26 protein-coding genes are annotated in these 23,673 nt (G+C 63.2%); 15 read left to right on the top strand and 11 right to left on the bottom strand.

Features of this window, described 5'->3' with window-relative positions; genetic code table 11:
* Positions 1 to 4 precede the first annotated feature (4 nt).
* Together ilvB and IEY38_RS06495 are read right to left on the bottom strand one after the other, a co-directional pair.
* On the bottom strand, positions 5 to 1,762 hold the full coding sequence (gene ilvB, locus IEY38_RS06500) for a biosynthetic-type acetolactate synthase large subunit (protein ID WP_188976347.1): 1,758 nt from the start codon (positions 1,760 to 1,762) through the stop codon (positions 5 to 7).
* Positions 1,763 to 2,107: 345 nt separating this feature from the next.
* Positions 2,108 to 3,352 (bottom strand): LeuA family protein, encoded by a 1,245-nt coding sequence (locus IEY38_RS06495; protein WP_004593274.1) that lies wholly within the window; start codon positions 3,350 to 3,352, stop codon positions 2,108 to 2,110.
* A gap of 134 nt (positions 3,353 to 3,486) precedes the next feature.
* Here IEY38_RS06495 and IEY38_RS06490 point away from each other — a divergent pair, with 134 nt between their 5' ends.
* Complete coding sequence (locus tag IEY38_RS06490) at positions 3,487 to 3,789, top strand: DUF5779 family protein (protein ID WP_188976345.1); 303 nt, start codon at positions 3,487 to 3,489, stop codon at positions 3,787 to 3,789.
* A gap of 115 nt (positions 3,790 to 3,904) precedes the next feature.
* Here IEY38_RS06490 and IEY38_RS06485 read toward each other — a convergent pair whose 3' ends face one another.
* Positions 3,905 to 4,183: a hypothetical protein gene (locus tag IEY38_RS06485; RefSeq protein WP_188976343.1), complete on the bottom strand. Its 279-nt coding sequence runs from the start codon at positions 4,181 to 4,183 to the stop codon at positions 3,905 to 3,907.
* Positions 4,184 to 4,302: 119 nt separating this feature from the next.
* Positions 4,303 to 4,989 (bottom strand): VOC family protein, encoded by a 687-nt coding sequence (locus tag IEY38_RS06480; RefSeq protein WP_188976341.1) that lies wholly within the window; start codon positions 4,987 to 4,989, stop codon positions 4,303 to 4,305.
* Between the two features lie 121 nt (positions 4,990 to 5,110).
* Between IEY38_RS06480 and IEY38_RS06475 the strand changes: the two genes are divergently transcribed.
* Positions 5,111 to 5,791, top strand: a complete 681-nt coding sequence (locus IEY38_RS06475) for a hypothetical protein (RefSeq protein ID WP_390182277.1) — start codon at positions 5,111 to 5,113, stop codon at positions 5,789 to 5,791.
* 47 nt (positions 5,792 to 5,838) lie between these two features.
* Positions 5,839 to 6,249 carry a hypothetical protein gene (locus tag IEY38_RS06470; RefSeq protein ID WP_188976339.1) on the top strand — a complete coding sequence of 137 codons (411 nt, stop codon included), beginning with the start codon at positions 5,839 to 5,841 and terminating at the stop codon, positions 6,247 to 6,249.
* Positions 6,250 to 6,257: 8 nt separating this feature from the next.
* On the opposite strand, the gene IEY38_RS06465 is transcribed toward IEY38_RS06470, so the two are convergent.
* From IEY38_RS06465 to IEY38_RS06455, 3 genes are all read right to left on the bottom strand, one after another.
* Positions 6,258 to 6,467: a ribbon-helix-helix domain-containing protein gene (locus IEY38_RS06465; RefSeq protein WP_004593281.1), complete on the bottom strand. Its 210-nt coding sequence runs from the start codon at positions 6,465 to 6,467 to the stop codon at positions 6,258 to 6,260.
* Positions 6,468 to 6,511: 44 nt separating this feature from the next.
* The gene (locus IEY38_RS06460; protein ID WP_188976337.1) at positions 6,512 to 6,682 is read right to left on the bottom strand and encodes a hypothetical protein; all 171 of its coding nucleotides are present in this window, start codon (positions 6,680 to 6,682) and stop codon (positions 6,512 to 6,514) included.
* A 246-nt stretch (positions 6,683 to 6,928) separates the two neighbouring features.
* Positions 6,929 to 8,104 carry a M24 family metallopeptidase gene (locus IEY38_RS06455; protein WP_188976335.1) on the bottom strand — a complete coding sequence of 392 codons (1,176 nt, stop codon included), beginning with the start codon at positions 8,102 to 8,104 and terminating at the stop codon, positions 6,929 to 6,931.
* Between the two features lie 134 nt (positions 8,105 to 8,238).
* Here IEY38_RS06455 and crtD point away from each other — a divergent pair, with 134 nt between their 5' ends.
* The 7 genes from crtD (at position 8,239) to IEY38_RS06420 (ending at position 14,406) form a co-directional block, all read left to right on the top strand.
* Positions 8,239 to 9,726: a carotenoid 3,4-desaturase gene (gene crtD / locus IEY38_RS06450; protein ID WP_188976333.1), complete on the top strand. Its 1,488-nt coding sequence runs from the start codon at positions 8,239 to 8,241 to the stop codon at positions 9,724 to 9,726.
* A 3-nt stretch (positions 9,727 to 9,729) separates the two neighbouring features.
* Complete coding sequence (locus IEY38_RS06445; protein WP_188976331.1) at positions 9,730 to 10,614, top strand: prenyltransferase; 885 nt, start codon at positions 9,730 to 9,732, stop codon at positions 10,612 to 10,614.
* On the top strand, positions 10,607 to 11,488 hold the full coding sequence (cruF, locus tag IEY38_RS06440) for a bisanhydrobacterioruberin hydratase (protein ID WP_188976329.1): 882 nt from the start codon (positions 10,607 to 10,609) through the stop codon (positions 11,486 to 11,488). Before IEY38_RS06445 ends, cruF begins: the two co-directional genes overlap by 8 nt.
* A gap of 85 nt (positions 11,489 to 11,573) precedes the next feature.
* Positions 11,574 to 12,410 carry an RAD55 family ATPase gene (locus tag IEY38_RS06435; RefSeq protein ID WP_188976327.1) on the top strand — a complete coding sequence of 279 codons (837 nt, stop codon included), beginning with the start codon at positions 11,574 to 11,576 and terminating at the stop codon, positions 12,408 to 12,410.
* A gap of 133 nt (positions 12,411 to 12,543) precedes the next feature.
* Positions 12,544 to 13,416 (top strand): hypothetical protein, encoded by an 873-nt coding sequence (locus IEY38_RS06430; protein WP_188976325.1) that lies wholly within the window; start codon positions 12,544 to 12,546, stop codon positions 13,414 to 13,416.
* A complete protein-coding gene (locus IEY38_RS06425; protein ID WP_188976323.1) occupies positions 13,409 to 14,050 on the top strand; it encodes a hypothetical protein in 642 nt (213 codons plus the stop codon). The genes IEY38_RS06430 and IEY38_RS06425 overlap by 8 nt, the downstream gene beginning before the upstream one ends.
* 32 nt (positions 14,051 to 14,082) lie before the next feature.
* Positions 14,083 to 14,406, top strand: coding sequence for a transcription factor S (locus IEY38_RS06420; RefSeq protein WP_004593290.1), 324 nt, complete (start codon positions 14,083 to 14,085; stop codon positions 14,404 to 14,406).
* Here IEY38_RS06420 and IEY38_RS06415 read toward each other — a convergent pair.
* Entirely contained in the window at positions 14,403 to 15,182 is a 780-nt protein-coding gene (locus tag IEY38_RS06415) for a winged helix-turn-helix domain-containing protein (RefSeq protein ID WP_188977328.1), read from the bottom strand. The genes IEY38_RS06420 and IEY38_RS06415 overlap by 4 nt on opposite strands.
* A 304-nt stretch (positions 15,183 to 15,486) precedes the next feature.
* On the opposite strand from IEY38_RS06415, the gene IEY38_RS06410 reads away from it, so the two are divergent.
* Positions 15,487 to 16,314: a hypothetical protein gene (locus IEY38_RS06410; protein ID WP_188976321.1), complete on the top strand. Its 828-nt coding sequence runs from the start codon at positions 15,487 to 15,489 to the stop codon at positions 16,312 to 16,314.
* Positions 16,315 to 16,390: 76 nt separating this feature from the next.
* On the opposite strand, the gene IEY38_RS06405 is transcribed toward IEY38_RS06410, so the two are convergent.
* Positions 16,391 to 16,663, bottom strand: coding sequence for a DUF7553 family protein (locus IEY38_RS06405; RefSeq protein WP_188976319.1), 273 nt, complete (start codon positions 16,661 to 16,663; stop codon positions 16,391 to 16,393).
* Between the two features lie 180 nt (positions 16,664 to 16,843).
* On the opposite strand from IEY38_RS06405, the gene IEY38_RS06400 reads away from it, so the two are divergent.
* The 3 genes from IEY38_RS06400 (at position 16,844) to IEY38_RS06390 (ending at position 19,613) form a co-directional block, all read left to right on the top strand.
* Positions 16,844 to 18,154, top strand: coding sequence for a phosphoribosylamine--glycine ligase (locus tag IEY38_RS06400; RefSeq protein ID WP_188976317.1), 1,311 nt, complete (start codon positions 16,844 to 16,846; stop codon positions 18,152 to 18,154).
* Between the two features lie 90 nt (positions 18,155 to 18,244).
* Positions 18,245 to 18,496 (top strand): DUF7127 family protein, encoded by a 252-nt coding sequence (locus IEY38_RS06395; protein WP_188976315.1) that lies wholly within the window; start codon positions 18,245 to 18,247, stop codon positions 18,494 to 18,496.
* 106 nt (positions 18,497 to 18,602) lie between these two features.
* On the top strand, positions 18,603 to 19,613 hold the full coding sequence (locus IEY38_RS06390) for a DUF368 domain-containing protein (protein WP_188976312.1): 1,011 nt from the start codon (positions 18,603 to 18,605) through the stop codon (positions 19,611 to 19,613).
* A 5-nt stretch (positions 19,614 to 19,618) separates the two neighbouring features.
* Here IEY38_RS06390 and IEY38_RS06385 read toward each other — a convergent pair whose 3' ends face one another.
* Both IEY38_RS06385 and IEY38_RS06380 read right to left on the bottom strand, forming a co-directional pair.
* Positions 19,619 to 20,722: an NADH:flavin oxidoreductase/NADH oxidase gene (locus IEY38_RS06385; RefSeq protein WP_188976311.1), complete on the bottom strand. Its 1,104-nt coding sequence runs from the start codon at positions 20,720 to 20,722 to the stop codon at positions 19,619 to 19,621.
* Between the two features lie 98 nt (positions 20,723 to 20,820).
* On the bottom strand, positions 20,821 to 21,786 hold the full coding sequence (locus IEY38_RS06380) for a beta-ribofuranosylaminobenzene 5'-phosphate synthase family protein (protein WP_188976309.1): 966 nt from the start codon (positions 21,784 to 21,786) through the stop codon (positions 20,821 to 20,823).
* A 121-nt stretch (positions 21,787 to 21,907) separates the two neighbouring features.
* On the opposite strand from IEY38_RS06380, the gene ilvD reads away from it, so the two are divergent.
* On the top strand, positions 21,908 to 23,635 hold the full coding sequence (ilvD, locus tag IEY38_RS06375) for a dihydroxy-acid dehydratase (RefSeq protein ID WP_188976307.1): 1,728 nt from the start codon (positions 21,908 to 21,910) through the stop codon (positions 23,633 to 23,635).
* The last annotated feature ends 38 nt before the right edge of the window (positions 23,636 to 23,673 follow it).

Raw genomic sequence — 23,673 nt, 5'->3', positions numbered from 1 at the left:
ATTGTTAGATCATGTCCAGATGGTCTTCGTTGAGCGCGAACAGGCCGTTGTCACCGCCGCTGGGGACCATCGGGAAGACGTTCTCCCCGGGGTCGATGTGGGCATCGATGACGCTCAGGCCGTCGTACTCGCGTGCTTCCTGTATCGTCTCCTCGACGTTGTCGTAGGATTCGAGCGTGAACCCGCGTGCGCCGAAGGCCTCGGCGAGTTTGTCGAACTGCGGGATCCACGGGTACTCGGAGGCCATCCGGCGGCCTTCGTAGAAGCCATCCTGCCACTGGCGGACCATCCCGACCGCCTCGTTGTTCAGGACGACGTAGGTGATGTCCAGTTGCTCGCGCACCGCAACGGAGAGGCCCTGGACGGTCATCAGGAACGAGCCGTCGCCGTCGAAGCAGACGACTTCCTGGTCCGGCGCGGCGAGTTTCGCGCCGATGGCGGCGGGCACGCCGTAGCCCATCGTCCCGAGACCGTGGGACGACACCCACGTCCGGGGCTCGGTGTACTCCCAGAACTGGGAGGCCCACATCTGGTGCTGGCCGACGCCGGTACAGACGATGGTGTCGTCCGGCGTCATCTCCGAGAACTGCTCGACGACGTACTGCGGCTTCAGCGGCTCGTCGTCGGGCGTGTCGTAGTCCATCGGGTACTCGTCTTTCCAGGTCTGGCACTGGTCGCGCCACTCGTCGGCGTCCGGCGAACGCGGCATCGCGTCGAACAGCTGCCGGAGCACCTCCCGGGCGTCCCCGATGAGCGGGTAGTCAGCGTAGACGTTCTTGCTGATTTCGGCCGGGTCGATGTCGATGTGGATGACCTCCGCATCGGGTGCGAAGGAGTCGACGCCGCCGGTCAGGCGGTCGTCGAAGCGCGTCCCGATAGCCAGCATGCAGTCGGTGTTGCTAATCGCCATGTTGGCGTAGCCGGTGCCGTGCATCCCGGCCCACTCAAGCGAGAGTTCGTGGTCCTCGGGGAAGCTCCCAATGCCGGGCATCGTCGTGATGACCGGAATCTCGTACTCCTTCGCGAATTCCCGGAGCGCGTTTGAGGCGTCTGCCTTGATGACGCCGCCGCCCGAGAGGATGACCGGGCGGTCGGCTTCGGCTAGGGCCTCTGCGGCTTCCTGAACGTTTTCGTCGTCTGCTTCCTCAGGCACCTCGTAGGTCTCCGGCGTCTCGGGAGCGCCGGGTTCGACCTCGGTGTCGCCCTGCGTCACGTCCTTCGGCAGGTCGACCAGCGTCGGTCCCTGCCGGCCGGCGTCAGCGAGCGCGAACGCTTCGCTGACGTCGTCGCCGACGGTGTCTGAGTCGGCGGCGAAGTAGCTCTCCTTCGTGATCGGCTGGGTGATACCGACCGTGTCGGTCTCCTGGAACGCGTCGTTGCCGACGAACTCCGTCGGGACCTGGCCGGTCAGCGCGATGACTGGGTCGGAGTCCATGTTGGCGTCGGCGATGCCGGTCACGAGGTTCGTCGCGCCGGGGCCGGACGTAGCAAAACAGACGCCGGGGTCGCCGGTGACGACGCCGTACGCGTCCGCCGCGTGTGAGGCCCCCTGTTCGTGGGCCATCGTGACGTGGTTGATATCGGAGTCGTACAGCGCGTCGTAGACGGGCATGATCGCGCCGCCCTGAACGCCGAAGACGTAGTCGGTCCCGGCGTTTTCAAGCGCTCGGATGACCGACTGCGCGCCCGTCGTAACGGGCTCCTGTTCGGCTTCTGGCTCTGTTTCGTCCTCTTCTTTGGGGACGGATGCGCGTTCGCTCATCGTGTCTTCCCTCCATCTGTTCGTGTTCGGGGTCGATACCGCGGTGATGTGTGTGCTGCGTGCATGACTGATGACTCTGTGGTGGTATGACGAATCGATTCGGCCGGTGGTGAAAAGGTAAAGAGAGGGGCTATAGTGCCCCTACAATACGCACGCCGAGAATAGCGGTCGCGGTGCTGGCGGGTGGTCGAACCTGATGTCCAGCAGCCGCGGTCATCACACCCGAATGCAGTTCGTCCCGAATAATAAACGTTCTGTGATAGTTGTTGGCGGGCAGCAGCTCGACACCGGGTACTCACCGGTGGCTGCTCACTCGTAGTGACGGCCGGAAGCGAGGTCATCGGCCTACGCCCGGACCTCCTCGCTCTCCTCGGTCACGCCGATCTCCTCGGCGAACCGTTCAAGCACCGACATGGTGACTTGCTCCTCCGCGCCGTACTCCTTGACGCGGCGAGTCACTTCGCGGACCTCCGCCTCGCTCGGGTCGTATCCGGCGTCGACGAGCCGTTCCCGGACTGAGTGAGCCCCGGTGTGCTTGCCGAGCACGAGTTCGCGCGTGGCGCCGACCATCTCGGGGGTCATGACGCCCGGCTCAAACGTGTCGGAGTTCTCGATGACACCGGCGGCGTGGATGCCGCTCTCGTGGGAGAAGGCGTTGCGCCCGACGACGGGCTTGTTCGCCGGTACCCCGATGTCGGACTTCTCCTCGACGATCCGTGACAGCTCCGTGATGCGGGTGGTGTCGATTCCGGTGTCGACGTCGTAGAGCGACTCCAGCGCCATCACGACCTCTTCGTAGGCCGCGTTCCCGGCGCGTTCGCCGATGCCGTTGACCGACACCTGCGCCTGGCTGGCTCCAGCCTCGAAGCCGGAGATAGCGTTGGCCGACGCCAGCCCGAAGTCGTCGTGCGTGTGCACGTCGATGTAGGCGTCGGTGCAGTCGTCGACGATCTCGATGAGGTCGTAGAACCGCCGCGGCGTGGCGACCCCACACGTGTCCGGAATGTTGATCCAGTCCGCCCCCGCCGCGGACGTAGCCTCGATGACTTCGACGAGGAAGTCCTCGTCAGTCCTCGTGGCGTCCATCGGCGAGAACATGCATTCGACGCCCGCATCTTTGATCATCTCGACACAGTCGACGGCAGTGTCGAGTGCCTCTTGACGGGTCGCGTGCATGGAGTCCTGCAACTGTACGTCCGACGTCGAGACGAAGGTGTGGACCATGTCCACACCTGAATCCAAGGCCGCCTCGATGTCTTTCTCGACCACACGCGCCAGTCCGCAGGTCGTCACTCGCGTGGACTCGGCGATGTCGCGCACTGCCTCGAACTCCGCATCGGAGTTGACGGGGAACCCGGCCTCGATGACGTGGGTGCCCATCTCGTCGAGCAGCGCGGCTATCTCGCGTTTGTCCTCGTAGTTGAACGACGTACGTGGTGACTGCTCACCATCGCGCAGCGTGGTGTCGAAAATCCGTGCGTCTGTAATCTCAGACGTGGAATCCAGTGTGCCCTGGAAGAACTCGATCCGCCGGAGATTCCGACGTGCCCTCGTTGTTGGACATAAGCACCCGTAACTGGATGCTTCCACTATTTATACTTGTTCATAAGGCGGTGGTACGTGCACATGGCACACGGCCATGAGCCCAGTATTGCGGGCAGCGCGACTGCCGCGCGTCAGACAGGTGGGGAGGATTTTTGCTTCATCCGCGCGTGTGTGTGTCCATGAGTGATTTCGAGGGCCTTGACCTGCAGGCCGTGGAGGACCAGATGGACGAGGACCGTGACGGGGCCGGCAGCAACCGCGTCGTGCTTGGTGTCCTCGACGGGTCGGAGCCACCCGAACAGTGGATCACCACTATCGAGAACGGGTCAGTACTGGTTCTCAACGTCGAGGGCGACCTGAACGAACTCGCCGCCGGATTCGCTCGACCGGTCCGGGAGGCCGGCGGCGAACTGATGCACTTCCGTGGGTTCCTGATTGTAACGCCGCCGGGTGTCAGCATCGACTCTGAGCGGCTGGATTGAGCGGCAAAACAGGCTGCATCCACTGAGCGGTCATCTCAGGGCCATACATTTCTGTGGGATCTCCGCCGAAACCGCGGGCGTAGCGATTTCAGCCGGCGACATATAGCAAGACTGCTCACGGCGAGAGCAGTCGCTGCAACAGTCCGTGCCACACGCGAATGCCGTGGTTCCACGCCTGCCAGTAGGTGTCGAAGAACTGGGGTGAACCACTGTCAGTGTGGCGCGGTCGAGTCGTGATCTGGGTATGGCACTCCGGGCACCGGTAGTGCGTGCTACCGCGCCGTTGGACCACGAGCCAGTCACCGTCGTACCTGCCTTGGTGCCCACAGTCCGGACAGAACAGCGTCGCCTTCGCAGGGACACCGTTCTCAGTCCGGGAGTCAGTCGGGGACATCCTCGACTCGAACGTGGCTCTCGATACGAAAAGAACCTACCTATGAAGGGCCTATACGGCTACTAGTACAGGGGGAGGTCATTATATCCTCTCCGGGTGGCACGGAGAACGGTGGCCGCTTACGCAGAAACCAGCGTCAGGTAGTGGCCGTCCGGATCCCGGATTCGCACGCCCTCGTCGACGGAGGTGACCGAGAGGGCGTCGTCAGCGACCTCCCTGGCCGTCGATTTCGGGTCGTCGGCGACGACGCCGAAGTCCACGTGGACGCCGCCGCGGGCGTCGGCAATGCCGAGCCGTGGTGACCACAGTTCCAGATCGAGGTCGCCGGTCGACAGCCTGACCCGGCCTTCGTCGCGGCCGTCGTCAACTAGTTCGAACCCAAGGGTAGTGTAGAACTCCACTGCCGAGGAGAGGTCCTCGACTTCGAGGACGAGTTCGAACAGGCTCGTGACGCCAGTGCCGTCGACCGCCCGCTCACCGAGTTCCACACAGTTACCCTGCGGATCGTAAAAATACAGCGAGCGCACATCCCCGAAAGAGTGTTCGACCAAGTCGAAGCGCTCGTCCAGTCGGTCGTACCAGTCGTCGTACTCCCGCTCGGGAATCGTGAGCGCATAGTGTGTGTGGAGGCCACCGCGCGGAACCGTCCCCGGCGCGCGGAGTCTGATCTCTGTGTCGCCGGCCGCGAGCACAGCCTCGTCTGGCCCCTCTGAAAGTACGTCGAGTTCCAGAAAGGCCTCGTAGAACGCCGTCGCACGGTCGGGATACTTCACCTCTAGCGTGAGCCACGCGGGCGATGAGAGCATATCGGCGCTTCGACCGCCACCGACAAAGCCGCTGTGGACGCCGTTTCGAGGGCGAAACAACCCCAGCACGCGTGTTTCCCGTTCTCGACCATTTATTCCCGTCAGGCTCGTACGGAAGCGTATGCCAATGAAAGGTCAGGACGAAGCGACGGAGTGGCTGGAGACGAATCGCTGGGAGCGCGGCGTGAGCTACATTCCGTACCCCGACGAAATGATGGTCCGGGCGAGCCACGTCCTCAAGACGGAGGCCGGCGTGTTCGTCGTCGACCCGATAGACGTCGACGGTATCGACGACCTGTTTGCCGAGTTCGGCGAGGTCGCCGGTGTCATCATCCTGCTGGATCGGCACAAACGCGACAGCGCCGCCGTTGCGAACCGACACGACGCGTCGGTGTATATCCCCGACTGGATGTCAGGTGTGGAAGAAGATATCGATGCACCGGTCGAACGCATACACCAGCAACTGCCGGGCACGGACTACGGCGTTCACAAGATTATCAACAACGGATTCTGGCAAGAAGCCGCGCTGTATGGCGACGAAGATGACACGCTAGTTGTCCCCGAGGCGGTCGGGGCGGCGGACTACTTCCTCGCGGGCGACGAACGCCTCGGCGTCCATCCGATGTTGCGTCTGTTCCCGCCCAAGAAGCTCAGCCGCCTCAATCCCGAGCGAGTCTTAGTCGGACACGGCGAGGGCGTGATGGAAGACGCCGCCGAGGCCATTGCCTACGCGCTTCGCGGGTCTCGTGGTCGGACGCCGGGGCTGTACGCGAAGAACCTCAAGTCGCTCGTGCTCGGCTAAATCGGGTCAAACGACGCCGTTTTACCCGGGCCGTGCGAATGTATGGCGTGGTCTACGTCACACGCGGACTCGTCGAAACGCTGTTACGGCTCGCCAGCGAGGCCGAACCTGATGACGTGACGATTTCGCTGGCCGTCACGCCTGCAGAGGAGCTTCCTGATGCGGATCTACCGGACGAGACGCCGGTATTCACTGATTTTTATCTCCCGTCAGCGGGGGCCTCAGTGAATGCAGTGTTTGGCGTCGATCTGGGGACGCCGGCCGGCCAGACGCAGGGCCGGTTCGTCTCCCATCCCGACGGATACATGGGAGTCAGCAAGACTGATGACCTGCACGAGGTGGTCTTCGTCGGCATTCCGCCGTGGGATATCGACGCCTTCGGGGCCTTCGATAGAGCCGGACAGGTTCAGGAGGTCACGGTTCTCGATATCGAGCCGCCCGAGAAGTATCCGCAGTAGCGACCCAACTACTCCAGATAGCCCAGGTCCCGCAACTGGTCAGTGATATCCTGAAACTGCGCTTCGGTTAGTTCTCCTTCCCGCTGGTGTTCGACGACGATACTCCGGAGCAGGAACCGAACGAGGTCGGACGTACTGGAGAAACTTGTTCCTTCGATTGTCTCTTCGACGCGCTCCGCGAGGTCCTTCGGGATCGATACTGTGGTATAATCAGCCATATCGGGACGGAAGCGTGCCGTCGGGATATGCGTTATGTCCCAGTTCAGCGCGGGTCCGTGGCCTCGGTGTCGAACTGGCCCATCGTGGCGTGATTGGTCGGCGAGAACATCTTCGGCGCGCGGCGGGACCGGGACTGGTCGTCCGCGTCGTCGAATGGTAGCGTGGTTGTCGGGTACGAGTCGTCGTTTCGGGGGGTCGTGATTCGTGTTGTCATCCTGGGGGTCGTGTCGGCCGTCGTCTGTGGTTTGTGGGCGGTTCGGTATCGGGTCGGCGTGCGGGGCGTACGTCGGATACAAGCATTGGGTATCACCACCTTTCGACCCATCCATAATAAATGTTCATGATGAAGGTGCGGAAAATACTGGTGCATGGTAACAAGTGTATTGATAAGAGATAGCACATCTGGAACCGATGGCCAAAATGAGACTTCTGCTACGACTTTCGGGCCTCTTCGGCTAGCTTAGACGACGAACTGGATCTCGTACTCGGTCAGGTTTTCGTAGCCGTCGGCGGTCACAACGGCGATGTCCTCAATTCTGACACCGCCGACGTCAGGGTCGTAGAGGCCGGGCTCGATAGTGACAATGTGCCCCGGTTCGAGTTCGCCGCCAATCGGTGACAGCTGTGGGAGTTCGTGGACATCCAGCCCGACGCCGTGACCAGTGCTGTGGATGAATCCTGTCTCAGTTCGTTCGTCATCACGCAGCGTCGGCTCGCCGGCCTCCTCGTACACATCGCACACGGCGTCGTGGACGTCTTCACCAGTCGCGCCGGGTTCCAATGCATCAAACGCGGCTTCCATCGCGCGCTCAGTGAGGTCGTACCACTCACGTACCGTCTCGCTTGGTTCACCTTTCACGAACGTCCGCGTCATGTCGGCGTGGTACTTCGTCGTCTTGTCCTGCGGGAAGATGTCGATGATAACCGGCTCGTGAGCGACGAGCGGCCCGCTCCCGGGGTCGTGGGGGTCCGCAGCGTCCGCCCCGCAGGCGACGATAGTCTCGTCCAGTGAACAGCCGTGCCGGAGCAGCGTCACCTCAATCTCCTCTTTCACTCGCTCGCTCGTTAGCGTCTCGCCGTCGACTTCGAGCGTGTCGTCGGCAGCAATCGTCGACGCTTCGAGCAGCGATTCGGCCGCCGCCATCGCCGCTTCGTTGGCCCGCTGTGCCGTCCGGATGTGGTCGACTTCTGTCTCGGTTTTCGTCGCCCGGATTTCCGTGACGATGCCGTCGGTGTCCGCCGTCACGTCAACGCCGCGTGCCCGCAGACCGTCCGCGGTCCGGAGCGGGAACCGCGGCGGCACGGCCACGCTGTCTACGTCATAGGCCGCGAGGAAGTCCGCGAGAACGTGCGAGACCGCCTCGTCCGGGCCGTACTCCTCGACTTTCCGCTGATGGTCGAAGTCGACGTATCGTTCGACAGTCTCGGCCCGCGACTCGCGCTTTGCGCGACCGAACTCAAGACTCCGTGGGAAGAGGAGATGCGTGTCACCATCGTATAGCGTGATGAACGGGTCCGGCGCGTCGAAACCCGAGAGATAGTACTGGTCTGACACCTCGGAATCCGCGTCAAGGAGGTAGCCATCGACGCCGGCGTCATCGAGATATGCGTCCAGTGCTGCAAGGTCAGGTTCCATACGTGTCAGTCTGTTCCCCATGCCCATATACGTCTCCCACTGAGCCGCTCGGTGTCCCGACATATGGCCACGAGTGCCATACCGATGCAGTTTGGCCGCTCATTTATTGACGTTCCAGCCCCTCAATACTAGTAATGAGTGACTTGTCCGGTGAAGACGTGACCGTTGTCGGTGGCGGTATCGGTGGGCTCTCCGCTGCGTGCTACCTTGCGGATGCAGGTGCGAACGTCTCGCTACTGGAGAAAAACGAGCAGCTCGGGGGCCGTGCGTCCCGGCTGGAGGTCGACGGGTTCCGGTTCGACATGGGTCCGTCGTGGTACCTGATGCCCGACGTGTTCGAGCGCTTCTTCGCGTACTTCGGCAAGGAGCCCCGCGACTACTACGACCTCCAGCGGCTCGACCCGCACTACCGCATCTTCTTCAAGGACGGCGACCAGATCGACGTGACCGGCGACAACGACGAGATGCAAGAGAAGTTCGAGGAGTACGAGCCCGGCGCGGGCGAGGCGTTCGAGGAGTATCTGTCGACCAGCGAACGTCACTACGAGACGGCGATGAACAAGTTCGTCTACGAGGACCGCTCGAAGCTTCGCGACTGGGTCGATCTCGACGTGATGACCGCCGCGCCGGTCGGCCTCCAGCTCATCGGCACGATGCAGAGCCACGTCGAGGACTACTTCGAGCACCCGAAGCTCCAGCAGATCATGCAGTACACGCTCGTCTTCCTCGGCGGCTCGCCCCGGACGACGCCAGCGCTGTACAACATGATGAGCCACGTCGACTTCAACCTCGGTGTCTACTACCCCGACGGCGGCGTCGGTGCAGTCGTCGACGGCCTCGTCGAACTCGGCGAAGAACTCGGTGTCACCTACGAGACCGACGCCGAAGTCGACGAGATTTCCCGGCGGAAGGATGGATTCCTCGTGGAGACAGTCTACGGCGACACGACCCACCCCGACGAAGTGGTCGTCAACGCCGACTACGGCCACGCCGAACGGGAACTCCTTCCTGACCATGAGCGCCAGTACGACGACGACTACTGGGAGAACAAGACGTATGCACCGTCGGCCTTCCTCATGTACATGGGCGTCGAGGGCGACGTGGAGCCCCTGAAACACCACACGCTCATCCTGCCGACGGACTGGGACCCCCACTTCGACGACATCTTCGAGGAGCCGGCGTGGCCCGACGACCCGGCGTACTACCTCTGTGTGCCCTCGAAGACTGACGACAGCGTCGCCCCTGACGGGCACTCGAACCTGTTCGTGCTGGTCCCTATCGCGCCGGGCCTGCACGACGGCGACGAGATCCGCGAAGAGTACCGCGAGAAGGTACTCGCCGACATCGCCGACAACACCGGCGTCGACCTGCGCGACCGTATCGTCTACGAGAAACAGTTCGCCGTCTCCGACTTCGGCGAGCGGTACAACGCCACGGAGGGCACGGCCCTCGGTCTGGCGCACACACTCCGCCAAACGGCCCTGCTGCGGCCCAACAACCGCTCGTCGGCCGTCGACGGGCTCTACTTCACAGGGTCGTTCACGACACCCGGCATCGGCGTGCCGATGTGTCTCATCAGCGGCGAACACACCGCAGAGGCGCTCATCGAAGACACCGCCTGAGTAATGCCAGAACTCCCGACCGACCGTCTCACCGCCGTTATCCCGCCGGAGGAGACGCTCGTGGGCTACCTGTTGCGGCTCTCCCGGCCGCGGTTCTGGCTCTACCTCGGTGGCCCGGTCATCGTCGGCGTCAGCTACGCGGCCGACGGCCCGGGAGAGCTGTTCTCGCCGCTGGCTATCGCGCTGTTTCTGTACTTCACCATCCCCGGAAACGTGTTCCTCTACGGCGTCAACGACATCTTCGACGCCGACATCGACGAACACAATCCCAAGAAAGACGAGGGCCGTGAGGTCAGCTACCGCGGGGACAGCGCCGTCACAACCATCGTCGTCGCCAGCGGTGCGCTCGCGTTACTGTTCATCCTCGGATTGCCGACGCTCGGGGTTGTGGCCCTGCTCGCCTGGATTGGGCTCTCCGTTGAGTACTCGGCTCCGCCGCTGCGGTTCAAGACGACACCGTTCCTCGACTCCATTTCGAACGGCCTGTACATCCTGCCCGGTGTCATCGGCTACGCCGCTATCGAAGGGGTGGCCCCGCCAGCAACGGCGGTGGTTGGCGCGTGGCTCTGGGCGATGGGGATGCACACCTTCTCGGCAATTCCCGACATCGAACCCGACCGCGAGGCCGGCATTCAGACAACCGCGACGTTCCTAGGCGAGTCGAACACCTACTACTACTGCGTGATGTGCTGGCTCATGGCCGCGTTCGCGTTCAACTTCACGCACTGGGTGTTCGGCCTGCTACTGCTCGTCTACCCCGGCCTCGTCTTTGGAATTCTCGGCGTCGGCGTCGATATCGACGAGGCGTACTGGTGGTATCCGGCGATCAACACCATCGTCGGCATGGTGTTCACGCTCATCGCGCTGTGGGTGATGCTGTATGGGTAGCGGCGAAGACCGGACACTGGCGGGAGTTCAGCTGCCGGAAACAAGGACCGACGCGACCGCGCAGTTCGACCAGTTCGTCACCGAGAACCGGTTTACCATCGCTGTCGTCTTCCCGCTCGTCGGCGCGGTGACTCTGCTCGCGAGTGCCGAGGGACTCCTGCCCGATCCGCTCGCGTTCAACCCCTACTTCGTCCTGTTCGGGACGTTCGTGATGCGGCTTCCGCTGGCGGCCGGCGTCTTCCCGCTCGTGGACCGCCGTGCCGGACTTGCGCTGGTCGCGCTGACGCTCTACTCGTACGGCATCGAACTCGTCGGCGTCAGGACTGGGTTGCCCTACGGCGAATTTAGCTACGGTGTCGATCTCGGCCCGATGTTGCTCGGTGAGGTGCCGTTCGGGCTCCCGGTCTTCTTCTTCCCACTGGTCCTGAACGCCTACCTGCTCGTCCTGCTATTGCTCGGCAACAGGGCGGCGTCAACCGCGGTTCGGCTGCTGGCGACGCTGGCGACGGTCATGCTCGTCGATCTCGTGCTCGATCCGGGTGCTGTGGCCATCGGCTTCTGGATCTACGAGATGCCGCAGTTCTACGGCGTCCCGTGGCAGAACTACGCCGGCTGGCTCCTGTCGGGCTCGGTCGCCGTCCTGCTGTTCGACTTCGGGTTCGACCGTGCAGGGCTCCGCCAGCGACTCCGGGACTGTCCGTTCATGCTCGATGATCTAGTGAGCTTCGTCCTGCTGTGGGGCGGTATCAACCTCTTTTACGCGAACTGGATGCCTGTCGGCCTGGCCGCGCTGCTGGGGGCCGGCCTCCTCTGGACGGACCGCTTCGACTTCGACCTCTCGGAAACCCGTCTCGGCCGTGCCGTCTGGCGGTGACGCCCTGGCGACTCGCTGTCGCTCCGCTGAGCACGACCGCCGAGACAGGCCAAGCGTTTAAGCAACCGCGTAGGTAGGTGGACGTATGGATCGAATCCCGTTCGGAATCCGCCAGCTCGACTCCATCATCAACGGTGGAGCGCCCGCCGGGAGCGTCGTCCTGCTCTCCGGCGAGGCCGGCGCTGGCTCCCGGGAGTTCATGCATACGAGCGCACTCATCAACGGGCTCGGGAAGGTAGACGGCGAGCTGCACGACCTCTACTACGGCGACCTCTCGGCCGACGCCGTCGCCCCAGAAGAAGTTCATTACATCTCATTTACCGCGAACGAGTCGCAACTGGTCAGCGAGATGCGGCTGGCGATGGACGACGACGTGGTCGACAAAGGGAGCGGGGCGGTCGAGTTTCACGACCTCTCGGAGCGGTACTTCCACATCAGTCCGGTGCCACGGGACTGGTACGCCAGCGAAACCGCGTCGATTACCGACCTCCGGGCGCGTCACGAGCGAGAAGACCTGCTCGGGACGCTGGGCATGGTTCTGAACGAGGTGTCGGCAGGCAACCTTGTCGTCATCGACTCGCTGTCGGACCTCGTCAGCGCGACGGACGAGGAAGTCAGCTGGTCGGACATCAGCTCGCTCGTTCAGGGGATCCAGAAGGCGGCCCACCAGTGGGGTGGCCTCATCCTCTTACACGTCAATCCAGAGACGCTGTCGTCGGTACAACACGGACAGCTCGTCGATGCCTCCCACGGCACAATGGAGTTCGCGTGGGAATCCGGCGGTTCCACCCGGGCCCGGACCCTCGTGGTCCAGCAGTTCCGCGGCGTCCTCTCACAGATCGAGGACGAGGACATCGTCCAGTTCGAGACGGAACTTGGCGAGGCCGGCTTCGATATCAGCGACGTGCGCAAGATTCGATAGCGATAGTCGGCGGGACAACTGGCAGTAGCTGTCGACAGAGAACAACGAGAGCGGTGCTGAGTGGTCGCTTCCACTCTCGGTATCTGAAATCGGCGGTAAACCCTTATCAGTCTTGTTCGTCAAGGGTGTCGTAATGTCCTCCGAGTCGACTGATGACGGGGGAGTGTACGTCGAGCTATCTGCAGATCTAGACGAGTGGCTGACCGAGCAGGCCGAGACGCTCGGCGTGCCTCGCGACGCCGTCATGGAGCAACTGTTGGCCGCATATATGACGGCAGCTGACTCGGACGACGAGATAGATGACCTGCTCCAGCCGTCAGCGGACGAACTAGATGCCGTCGTCGCTGCGACCGTGGACGAGAAGCTGAACGGCTCAGTCGAAGCGGCGACCGAGAGCGCTGTCAGTTCCCATCTCCCTGATATTGTCGACACGGTGGAACGCCAGCTTGCCGATCGGTTCGACGCGCTCGAAGCGGACTTTCAGACGAAGATCGACGACGTCCGCGAACGCGTCGTGCAGGTCAAACGGGAGGCCGACGCGAAAGCGCCAGCCGACCACAGCCACGAGGAGTTCGACCGTATCGATGCACTCTCACAAGAGATTGAAAAGATAGAGACGGAACTCGCTGCGCTTCGAGGTGACGTGACCGACTCGCTCGAAACACAGGACGAGCGAGCCGACGACATCGACGACCGCCTCGACGATGTCGAAGACAAACTCACTCGCGTCGCCTGGGTCGTCAGCGACCTCCGCGAGGATCAGGGCGGCCGGGACCAGAACCAGAAAGCGGTCGACCGGCTGAAACGCGCCGCGGCACAGGAGAACATCTCGACGGCACGGTGTTCAAACTGTGACGAGCAGGTCGATATCGGGCTCCTGACCGAACCCCAGTGTCCGCACTGCAATACGACAGTGTCAGACGTGCGACCCGAGGGCGGCATTATCCGCTCAAAGGCGCGGCTGGTGGCCGCAGCACAGCTTGAACCGGGCGAGACCAATGAGTGACGACGAACGAGACCCCTTCGAAGAACTCGATTCCGGCGACGACCGCGAGGGCGACCCATTTGAGCGCCTCGATGCGGGGCCTGACGACGCGGACAACTCGACAGACGCACGCCAGCCGCCCGACGATGGCTGGACCGACATCGAATCGAGCGACGAATCGACAGACGAGGCGTCCGAGACGGGTCCCGGTGCAACCGATGATGATGATGACGACCTGCTCTCGGCCGTCGACACGGAAGAGTTCCGTTCGGATTCGGCGACTGAATCGGACAGTCCCCTTTCCGGATCGTCACCCGACCCGGACGACCCGTTCTCGGGGATGGACGACCGCGGCGAGGACCCCTTCGGGAGCGGCGAGAGCGCGTTCGAGCGGGTCGACGTCGACCACATCGACGCCGACAAAGTGTGGGCAGAAATCGCTGAGGACGACGAACGTGAAACCGCGCCCGAGAGCCGTTACGCAGAGGTATCGAAACACCGCTACTGCGAGCAGTGTGAACACTTCTCTGCACCGCCGAACGCACACTGCACGAACGAGGGAACTGAGATCATGGAGTTTCTGGACATGGAGACGGTCCGACTGCTGGACTGTCCGGTCGTCGCCGAGCAACACGAAATCGAGGACGAGCAGTAACGGCTTTTTGTTTCGGTGTTCGACGAGCGTGTATGCAGTTCTGCGACGACTGTGGTTCGATGATGCACGCCGATGGTGACGAGATGGTCTGTCAGTCCTGTGGCGCGCGGGTCGCGAAAGACGAGGACCGCGCGGCGGCGTTCGTCAGCACGGACGAACAGAGCGACGACGAACTGATAGAGACCGAAGAAGGCTCGAACTTCGAGGGGAAGCCCACGGCCGACGACGTGACCTGTGAGGAATGCGGACACGGAAAAGCGTGGTACACGATCAAACAGACCGGGTCAGCCGACGAACCGCCGACGCGGTTTTTCAAATGCCAGGAGTGTGGCCACCGCTGGCGAGAGTACAACTAGAGCAGCGAATCCAGAATCCGGAGTTCTTCCTCTTCAGATATTTTGTCGGAGTCCATACACGCGTGGACGACCTTGTGGACAAGCTCCGGGTCCTGAAACGGCTGTGGAGAGCCGCCGCCGTCAGCAACGGTTTCGACCTGACCTTCGAGTTCGGCCAACTGTGCGGAGAGGTCTTCGACAGTCGACTGGAACGTAGTCAGCGTGGTATTCACTTCGCCGGCCGCTGTCTCGACCGCCGTTGGCGAGCGATCGCCGTCGGCGGGCGCAGTATCAGGGCCTGACGCTTCACTGTCGGCTCCGTCGGGGTTGTCTGTTGACTCCGGCGATTGGGTATCGGATGCCTGGGTTTCTGCCTCGTCCAAGATCGTCGCAAATTCGTCTTCTCCGTCGCTGAAAACGGCGTTTGCGAACGCTTCTCGGTTCGCCCAGTCGAACCCGTCGATCCCGTTGACGCGGTTGCTCACCGTCGAGGCAGTGACGCCGAGCTTCTCCGCGAGGTCTCGTTGGGACGCGGTGGGGTGTTTCTGGATTGCGCGGATCGTCTCACGTTCTGTCGACGAGAGGTCCGCAGGGGCTGGATACGACTGTGACTCCGTCGACGGGTCACTCTGTGACTGGTCGGCTGTTTCGGTCTCATCGGCCTCAGCCGGATCGCCGTGTTCTTCAAGAACTCGCTCGACCAACTCTGCTGTCGCGCTCGGTACTTCGGCCGCAAGCTCTGCGATGGACGCCTCTGGGTTCTCGGCCGCTACGTCGAGTATTTGCTTGTGACGCATCGATTTGGGGGCCGTTCGGCCGTTCGTTGATTTACTCATTGATATCACCACGTAGGGAAGGTACCGCCACCCAATCCCCCAACCTGATATACGTTTGACTGAAACCAACGGAATTGTCAAAAGCTTTTGGTTAGTCACAAACATTAATTAAGATGTTATTTAATCTGACACCACCTGCCTTCGCAGCGACACAGACTTCCCAGTCAAGGAGACAGGTCTATTCCGGGCCGAACTGGAAACAGTCGGTCAAAACTGAACCCGAGCGTTCTGAAAGCATTTATCCGGGGCAGGGTAACGCAGAGCCATGTACCGCCGCCGCGTTCTGGCGCTCTGCGGACTGGCTATCACCGGTGCAGGCTGTCAGGGAGAGACCGAGGATACCGGGACAGTGACGCCAGTGCCGTCACCAGGCGTCAGCGAAGCCGACACTGGGTCGCCATCGGCGGTGACAGTCATGGACGCCGCAGTGACGCCCGGCGCCGTGGTCCCCGGCACCGACTCGATCACTGTTCAGTCAGCCGATGGCCAGTTCCTCGTGCTGACAGCGGCTGTCGAAGGTTCGGGAACAGACCGCACCGCGTTCTCACTCAGATTCGACGGGTCGACGTACAGCCCACAGACGTTGAGGAACGGGTTGTATCGCGACGGCGAATGGGGCAAGCAGTTCACCGAGACCGGTGGACCGCTGGTCTTCGATCTCCCGGCAACCGGCTCAGCCAGCGACGCCAGACTGTCCTGGCCGGGCGGGGAGTGGACGCCGCCGGAGGAAGTTCAGAACAGGCTCAAAGCGCCGTTACCGTCATTCGACGTGACTCTCGACGGACCGGAGCGTGTTACTGAGCCCGCCATGCCGACGCTTGAGATAGCGGTCACGAACACGGGCGACACCGCGGGTCGGTACGTCCTCGCACTCAACCGAACCGGCCCGCGTGTCGCCTACGCGCCCGTCGGTCGGTTTGATGGGGAACTGAAGCCGGGAGAAACAGATACTATCACGCGCGAAGGTAAGACACCGTACGTCGACGAGACGGAGCCGCGTGAAGTCACGTACCATCTGCGAGCCCCGGAAGATCACAACGACGCGACACACCGAATCAAGCCGGTTGACGAGGAAACCGTGACTGAGTCATAGGGACCTGTCGTGTTCGAGGCCCGTCTGTACGTATCGAGAAGTCACCAGAAAGCTATGCTGGCGCAGGAGCGCCGCCTCAGACCCCTTCGAGGTCGGACCGGTACTCGTTGATCGCGTCGTCGGCGTCCGCGATGGCGCCAGCCACGTCTTCTGCGTCACCGCTACTCAGGTCATTGAGCGCCGACTGGATGCGGGCGAGCCGGCCGTGGTCCGGGCCGCGTTCGGCGGTCGCAAGGGTATCGAGTTGGTCGGCGAGTTCGGCGAGGCGTTCGCTCGCCTCACCGCTGTCGGTGTCTTCGGCTGCCGATTCGAGCAGTTCACTCGCGGACGCGAGTTCGTCGCGTGTCATATGTGGGGATTTACAGATGGGGACTAAAACGGTTCGGCTTACGGAAGTGGGTTTATTTAAATATATCAGTGGGTATCGAGCAGCCGGGCATGACTGGCCGGTTCGCTGCCATCGCGATAGCAATGACTTGCGGCCGCCAGGACAGACAACTTTTACCCCGTGCCCACTCGCAGACGTGCCATGGCAAACTTCCTCTTCTGTTCGCTGGACGCAGCGCTCATCGGCGACATTGCGTGGCAGGTCACCGAGGAGGGACACGACGTTCGCTATTACATCGAGGCCGACAGCGATCAGGAGATCGCCGACGGGTTCGTCCCCAAAACCGACGACTGGCGGAGTGACCTCGACTGGGCCGATGTCGTCATCTTCGACGACATCTGGGTCGGCAGCGACATCGGCACCGGCGAGATTGCACAGGAACTCCGGGCCGAAGGCCACGCCGTCGTTGGCGGGACACCCAACACGGACACACTCGAAGAGGACCGCGGCTACGCGATGGAGGTCCTCGAAGACCACGGCGTCAACACTATCGAGCATCACGTCTTCGAGGACTTCGACGCCGGCATCCAGCACGTCAAAGAAAATCCCGCTCCGTACGTAATCAAACCGCTGGGGGAAGTCCAGAACGTCAAACGACTGCTCTACGTCGGCAACGAGGACGACGGCAGCGACATCGTCGACGTGCTGAAGGCATACAAGAAGGCGTGGGGCCACCGGATGAAAGGCTTCCAGCTGCAGCGAAAGGTCGAGGGCGTCGAAATCGCCGTTTGTGGCTTCTTCAACGGCGAGTCGTTCGTCGAACCGATCAACTTCAACTTCGAGCACAAGAAGCTGTTCCCGGGCAACATCGGTCCCTCGACCGGCGAGATGGGGACTTCGATGTTCTGGGCCGGCCGGAACGAGCTGTTCGCGGAGACGCTCGGCAAGGTGGAAGGCTGGCTCGCCGACGAGGGCTACGTCGGCAGCATCGACATCAACTGCATCGTCAACGAGGATGGCATCTATCCGCTGGAATTTACGCCGCGGTTCGGGTACCCCACAATCACGCTACAAGAGGAGTCGTTCGAGTCAGAGACGGGCCAGTTCTTCCTCGACCTGGCAAATGGGCGCGACCCCGAACTGGCGGTCCATCGTGGGTATCAGGTCGCGGTTCGGGTCGTCCTCCCGCCGTTCCCGTTCGACGACGAGGAGACTTACGACGAGAACTCCCGCAACGCCGCGGTTGTCTTCGAATCCGATAGCCGCGATGGCATCCACATCGAGGACGCAAAGCGGGTCGACGGGCAGTGGCGGGTCGCCGGCGAAAGCGGGATGCCGCTGGTCGTCACGGGGAAGGGCGAGACGATGCAGGGGGCGCGGGAGCAGGCGTACGAGCGCATTGATGACATCCTCATCCCGAACCGCTACTACCGTGACGACATCGGCGAACGGTGGATCGACGGCGACGGGGACAGACTGCAGGCGTGGGGCTATCTCGGCCCGGCGTTATAAGCACAGAGTGCCTGATTGCCTCACACCGCTATCTTTGGCACGCGCCGAACGTGGAGCTTTATGTATGTAACACATACGCATGGGTGACGAATGGACGCACAAACTGAGCGGTCGCCGCTACACGTCTCGCACACCGACCACGACGACGGCTGGACGGTCGCCGTCGACCTCGAGTCGCTACAGGTGAGCGACGACCACGTGACAGTCGACGTAATCGGAACGGAAGCGATCGTTGCCGTCGACGCCCCGCACCTCCAGACGGAGTTCGACATCGACCTGCCGGCTGCTGACGCAGCCAAGACACTCAGGAACGGCGTGCTCACGCTATCCCATCGGAGCTAACACTGTCGCGGGCTGCCTGTCCAGCCCCGACTCCGCCGTTGTGATGCTTCCATGACAGGACGGGACTCCACAAGGGATTTCAGCGTGATACTGGAATCGTTCAGTGATGACCACCCATCCTGACCGAGACCCGAGCGACCTGCCGACGATTCGGGGCTCGGTGCCACCGCTTCGTGCGTGGATTCGAACGTTTCTCATCGGCCTCTGTATGGGCAGTGCGGACGGCGTCCCCGGTGTTTCCGGGGGCACGATCGCGCTTATCGCTGGCGTCTACGAGCGACTTATCGCCGCGATTACCGCCGTCACCCCGGGCCGGATAGTTCGGTTCTTTCGCGCGCTCGCTCCCGTTGACGGCGGTGTCGATGTCCGTGGCGCGTTTTCCGAACTCCTCGAAATAGATATCTGGTTCCTCCTCGCGCTGGTCGCCGGCGTCGCAACCGCCGTCGTCATCGTAACGCGCATCGTCCACATCGCCAGCCAGGAAACGCCGGCACTCCTCTTTGGGTTCTTCTTCGGACTCATCGCCGCCTCAGCGATAGTGCTACTGCGAAGTCTCACAGTCGACTCCTCGTTCCAGATCGGGGCCGGTGTCGTCGGCTTTCTGATCGCGTTCTTCGTGTCCGGTGTGTCGACATCCGCCGCAGACGGTGGCGGTCTCGCACTGGTCTTTTTCGCCGGCATGGTCGGCGTCAGCGCGATGATCCTGCCCGGCATCTCGGGGTCGCTGTTGCTCATCATTCTCGGCCAGTACACCCGGATGTCGACGGCCCTCAGCGAGTTCGTCGATGCGCTCATCGCGCTCGTTACTGGCGGCCCAACCGAAGACGTGACCACGACCGCCGTGCCGGTCGTGACGTTCATTGTCGGCGGGCTTGTCGGCTTGTTCACCATCGCGCGCGTCGTCCGTCGATCACTCGATTACAACCGCCGGGCGACGCTCGCGTTTCTCGTCGCGCTCGTTGTCGGCGCGTTGCGCGCCCCCGTCGTGGAAGTTCAAGAGAAAGTGGGGTTTTCGACGGACGTGCTCATCGCGTTCGTCGCCGCTGGTGCCGTCGGCGCGGTGTTCTTGCTCGTGCTCGACTGGTACGCCGTCGACCTCGACCTCGATAAGGTGTAGGGCAGTCAGAAGCCCCAGGCCCGGCGGTACTGTGGCGGCCCCTCGATTTCGTCGGTGGCGTCGAGTTCGTTCGCAGCAGTCATCGTGAAGTACGGGTCACGGAGGTGTTCGCGGCCGACGATAGCCATATCGGCCCGGTCGTTGGCGATGACGGCCTCGGCCTGTTCGGGTGTCGTGATGCCGCCGACAGCGCCGACGGCGATATCCGACTCGGTTTCCTCTCGAATCCGCTCTGCGTACTGCAGCTGGTAGTTCGGGCCGGCGTAATCGGGGCGGGATTTGGGGTGGATGCCGCCGCCGCTCACGTCGATGAAGTCCGCACCGATATCGGCGAGTCGGTCCGACAGGCGCACGGAGTCCTCGACAGTCCATGCGTCGCGGTCGGGGAGCCAGTCAGTCGCCGAGATACGGACGAACACCGGCTTGTCGTCGGGCCAGACATCGCGGACGGCAGCGGTGACCTCCCGTGTTAGCCGCGTACGGCCCTCGAAGTCGCCGCCGTAGTCGTCCTCGCGGTGGTTCGTCACCGGTGAGAGGAACTGATGTAGGAGGTAGCCATGAGCGGTGTGGACCTCTGCGACTTCGAAGCCGGCGTCGAGTGCGCGCTCGGCGGCGGCACGGAACGAATCGATGACAGCCTCGATACCGTCCTGATCGAGCGCTGTCGTCGGTGGGGCCTCGCCGTCTTCGTACGGCCACGGGTCGTCACTCGGGCCGACGACTTCCCAGCCCCCGTCGTCGGGCTGGAGCGGGTCGTGCCCATCCCACGGTCGTTCAATGGAGGCTTTCCGGCCAGCGTGGGCCAGCTGAATGCCCGGGACGCTGCCCTGTTCGCTGATGAACTCCGTAATCGGTTCCAGTGCCGCCGCGTGCTCGTCGCTCCAGATACCCAGGTCCTCCGGCGAGATACGGCCGCGAGCTTCGACGGCGGTCGCTTCGGTCATGACCAGCCCCGCACCGCCGACGGCACGGGAGCCGAGGTGGGTGCGGTGCCAGTCGGTGGCGAGGCCGTCGCGGGCGTCACAGGAGTACTGGCACATCGGTGAAACCATGACGCGATTCGGGACTGTCGTCTCGCGGAGTTCTAACGGTGAGAACAGTGCAGTCATCGACGGAGGTTTGCTGGCGAGACGGATAACCGCACTGGCGGCTGCAAGAGTCGTCGTTAGTTCCGGCGACTGGTACTGAACGGCCCGCCGCTTGGCTCCTATTCAGTCAGCGACGCACCGGTATTCCGGGGCGCGACGACGCGGACCGTTCCGTCAACATCGGCCGCATCGAGTGCCAGCACGCCCGCTTCGCGAGCCTCCGATTCGTAGTCCGCTGTCGTCAGTCCCCAGACGGTTGGCCCCCAAGAACTCTGGCCGGCCCCTGAAATAACGGGGGCGTTCGCCAGCGAGTCGACGAGTGCGCCGGCGGGCGGGCGATAGACGCCGCCCTGTTCGTCGGCGTACCACGCACCGTTGAGTCGGCCCAGCCGCGCCGCGGCCTGTCCGAAGTCGTCGTGGTCTCTGGTCGCAATCGCAGGAAGAACCCGGCGAGTCAGTAACGTCGAAATCTCGTCGGCGATGCCGGGGTCGGCGCGCTCGACGGCCTGCCGCATACTCTGGTCTTCCGCGGTCCCGCTCTGGCCGGGGTCGGTGTCCGGAACGACGATGACAAAGCGCCAGTGTGCGGGTACGTCGTGATGGGCCAGCACCGGCGGCACGTCCCAGTCGCCCTCGGCCGGTGGCTCGGCTGTGAACCGCTCGGTCGGGTGGCCGCCGTCGACGATGAACCCGCCCGACTCGAACGCGGCCACGCCGATACCGCTCCGGCCGCCCCGTCCCAGTTGCGGCGCGTACGTGCGTGCGTCAGCGGTCCGGTCGTGGGCCCGGACGACGGCGATGAGCGTCGCCAGCGAGAGCTGTGTGCCGCTCCCGAGGCCGACGTGTCGGGGGAACCGCTCTTCGACGGAGACGGAAGCGCCGGGCACGTCAAGCGCGTCGACGACTCGCTGAACGTACGGTTCGGTTGCCGGGTCGTCGCACTGCACCGTGTCGGCCCGTGTCGCCTCGACGGTCAGCCGCGGCTCGTCGAGGGCAAGCCCGACGCCCCCGTAAAGGCGCTCGTGGGCGAGCGAGAGGTTCTGAAACCCGAAGTGGAGTCGCGCGGCGGTCGTGACCGTCGGCATATCGCGGCCGAAGTCCCCGACAGAAAAGAACCTGCTGTCACCGGTGGGTTTCGCCGCGCTTCTATGTGGGACGGTACCGCGAGTACAAGTTATTTAAGGTTGCCCATGGCTTCGGTCAAATATGAGCAAGCAGGAGCGGCAAGAACGTCCGGAGAAAGACCCGGACTTGCGGAGTTCCGAGGTGACGGAAGGCTACGAGAAGGCTCCCCACCGCGCGATGTTCCGTGCGATGGGCTACGACGACGAGGACCTCTCCTCGCCGATGATCGGCATCGCGAACCCCGCCGCCGATATCACGCCGTGTAACGTCCACCTCGACGACGTGGCCGACGCCGCCTACGACGGCATCGACGATACCGAAGGGATGCCGATAGAGTTCGGGACGATCACCATCTCAGACGCCATCTCGATGGGGACTGAGGGGATGAAGGCGTCGCTCATTTCCCGCGAGATAATCGCCGACTCGGTCGAACTCGTCACCTTCGGCGAGCGTATGGACGGCATCGTCACCATCGGCGGCTGTGACAAGAACATGCCCGGGATGATGATGGCCGCCATCCGGACGGACCTGCCGAGCGTCTTCCTCTACGGCGGCTCCATCATGCCCGGCGAGCACGACGGGCGTGAGGTCACTATCCAGAACGTCTTCGAGGGCGTCGGCGCGGTCGCCGACGGCGAGATGAGCGAGGGCGAACTCGACGAGATGGAACGGCACGCCTGCCCCGGTGCGGGCTCCTGTGGCGGGATGTTCACCGCCAACACGATGGCCTCTATTTCCGAGGCACTCGGCTTCGCGCCGCTTGGGTCGGCCTCCCCGCCGGCTGAACACGAATCACGCTACGAGGAAGCCCGCCGGGCCGGCGAACTCGCCGTCGAAGTGGTGCAGGAACGTCGTAGCCCCTCGGACTTCCTCACCCGCGAGTCCTTCGAGAACGCCATCGCCCTGCAGGTCGCGGTCGGCGGTTCGACCAACGCCGTCCTCCACCTGCTCGCGCTCGCGGCGGAGGCCGGCATCGACCTCGACATTGAGACGTTCAACGAGATCAGCGCCCGGACGCCCAAAATCGCCGACCTCCAGCCCGGCGGCGAGCGGGTCATGAACGACCTCCACGAGGTCGGCGGTGTCCCGGTCGTGTTGCGGGCCCTGAACGACGCCGGCCTGCTCCACGGTGACGCGCTCACCGTCACGGGCAACACGATTGCGGAAGAACTCGAACAGATCGATCCGCCAACGGTCGAGGATCTCGATGTGGACTATCTCAACACTGTCGACGACCCGATCCACGAGCGCGGCGCGATCCGCATCCTCTCGGGCAACCTCGCGCCCGACGGCGCGGTCATCAAGATCACCGGCGAAGACCACCTCCACCACGAGGGACCGGTCCGCGTGTTCGAGCAGGAAGAAGGGGCGATGGAGTACGTGCAGGAAGGCCACGTCGAGTCCGGCGACGTGATCTGCATCCGCAACGAGGGGCCACAGGGCGGCCCCGGGATGCGCGAGATGCTTGGCGTGACCTCGGCCGTCGCTGGCCAGGGTCACGCCGAGGACGTGGCACTGTTCACCGACGGCCGCTTCTCCGGCGCGACCCGCGGCTTCTCTATCGGCCACGTCGCCCCCGAGGCGTTCGTCGGCGGCCCCATCGCCGCGCTGGAGGACGGCGACACCATCACCATCGACATCGACGACCACGAACTGTCGGTCGACCTCACCGATGACGAAATCGAGCAGCGCCTCGAAGACTACGACCCAGAACCGACGTACGACAGCGGCGTGCTGGCGAAGTACCACAGCGACTTCGGCTCCGCGGCGAACGGGGCAGTGACGAACCCCGGTGCGAAGTGGGACTGAGACGCTGATATCGCCTTACAGGCGTCATTACCGTAATT

The organism is Haloarcula sebkhae (genome assembly GCF_014647415.1).
In the GTDB taxonomy this organism is placed as follows: Archaea; Halobacteriota; Halobacteria; order Halobacteriales; family Haloarculaceae; genus Haloarcula; species Haloarcula sebkhae.
This window is presented reverse-complemented; position numbering and strand designations above follow the sequence as displayed.

Bases quoted from the DNA above. Each gene is read 5' to 3' on its own strand.
- ilvB (WP_188976347.1), bottom strand. From the start codon at position 1,762: ATGAGCGAACGCGCATCCGTCCCCAAAGAAGAGGACGAAACAGAGCCA.
- IEY38_RS06490 (WP_188976345.1), top strand. From the start codon at position 3,487: ATGAGTGATTTCGAGGGCCTTGACCTGCAGGCCGTGGAGGACCAGATG.
- IEY38_RS06485 (WP_188976343.1), bottom strand. From the start codon at position 4,183: ATGTCCCCGACTGACTCCCGGACTGAGAACGGTGTCCCTGCGAAGGCG.
- IEY38_RS06480 (WP_188976341.1), bottom strand. From the start codon at position 4,989: ATGCTCTCATCGCCCGCGTGGCTCACGCTAGAGGTGAAGTATCCCGAC.
- IEY38_RS06475 (WP_390182277.1), top strand. From the start codon at position 5,111: ATGCCAATGAAAGGTCAGGACGAAGCGACGGAGTGGCTGGAGACGAAT.
- IEY38_RS06465 (WP_004593281.1), bottom strand. From the start codon at position 6,467: ATGGCTGATTATACCACAGTATCGATCCCGAAGGACCTCGCGGAGCGC.
- IEY38_RS06460 (WP_188976337.1), bottom strand. From the start codon at position 6,682: ATGACAACACGAATCACGACCCCCCGAAACGACGACTCGTACCCGACA.
- IEY38_RS06455 (WP_188976335.1), bottom strand. From the start codon at position 8,104: ATGGAACCTGACCTTGCAGCACTGGACGCATATCTCGATGACGCCGGC.
- crtD (WP_188976333.1), top strand. From the start codon at position 8,239: ATGAGTGACTTGTCCGGTGAAGACGTGACCGTTGTCGGTGGCGGTATC.
- IEY38_RS06445 (WP_188976331.1), top strand. From the start codon at position 9,730: ATGCCAGAACTCCCGACCGACCGTCTCACCGCCGTTATCCCGCCGGAG.
- cruF (WP_188976329.1), top strand. From the start codon at position 10,607: ATGGGTAGCGGCGAAGACCGGACACTGGCGGGAGTTCAGCTGCCGGAA.
- IEY38_RS06435 (WP_188976327.1), top strand. From the start codon at position 11,574: ATGGATCGAATCCCGTTCGGAATCCGCCAGCTCGACTCCATCATCAAC.
- IEY38_RS06430 (WP_188976325.1), top strand. From the start codon at position 12,544: ATGTCCTCCGAGTCGACTGATGACGGGGGAGTGTACGTCGAGCTATCT.
- IEY38_RS06425 (WP_188976323.1), top strand. From the start codon at position 13,409: ATGAGTGACGACGAACGAGACCCCTTCGAAGAACTCGATTCCGGCGAC.
- IEY38_RS06420 (WP_004593290.1), top strand. From the start codon at position 14,083: ATGCAGTTCTGCGACGACTGTGGTTCGATGATGCACGCCGATGGTGAC.
- IEY38_RS06415 (WP_188977328.1), bottom strand. From the start codon at position 15,182: ATGCGTCACAAGCAAATACTCGACGTAGCGGCCGAGAACCCAGAGGCG.
- IEY38_RS06410 (WP_188976321.1), top strand. From the start codon at position 15,487: ATGTACCGCCGCCGCGTTCTGGCGCTCTGCGGACTGGCTATCACCGGT.
- IEY38_RS06405 (WP_188976319.1), bottom strand. From the start codon at position 16,663: ATGACACGCGACGAACTCGCGTCCGCGAGTGAACTGCTCGAATCGGCA.
- IEY38_RS06400 (WP_188976317.1), top strand. From the start codon at position 16,844: ATGGCAAACTTCCTCTTCTGTTCGCTGGACGCAGCGCTCATCGGCGAC.
- IEY38_RS06395 (WP_188976315.1), top strand. From the start codon at position 18,245: ATGGACGCACAAACTGAGCGGTCGCCGCTACACGTCTCGCACACCGAC.
- IEY38_RS06390 (WP_188976312.1), top strand. From the start codon at position 18,603: ATGACCACCCATCCTGACCGAGACCCGAGCGACCTGCCGACGATTCGG.
- IEY38_RS06385 (WP_188976311.1), bottom strand. From the start codon at position 20,722: ATGACTGCACTGTTCTCACCGTTAGAACTCCGCGAGACGACAGTCCCG.
- IEY38_RS06380 (WP_188976309.1), bottom strand. From the start codon at position 21,786: ATGCCGACGGTCACGACCGCCGCGCGACTCCACTTCGGGTTTCAGAAC.
- ilvD (WP_188976307.1), top strand. From the start codon at position 21,908: ATGAGCAAGCAGGAGCGGCAAGAACGTCCGGAGAAAGACCCGGACTTG.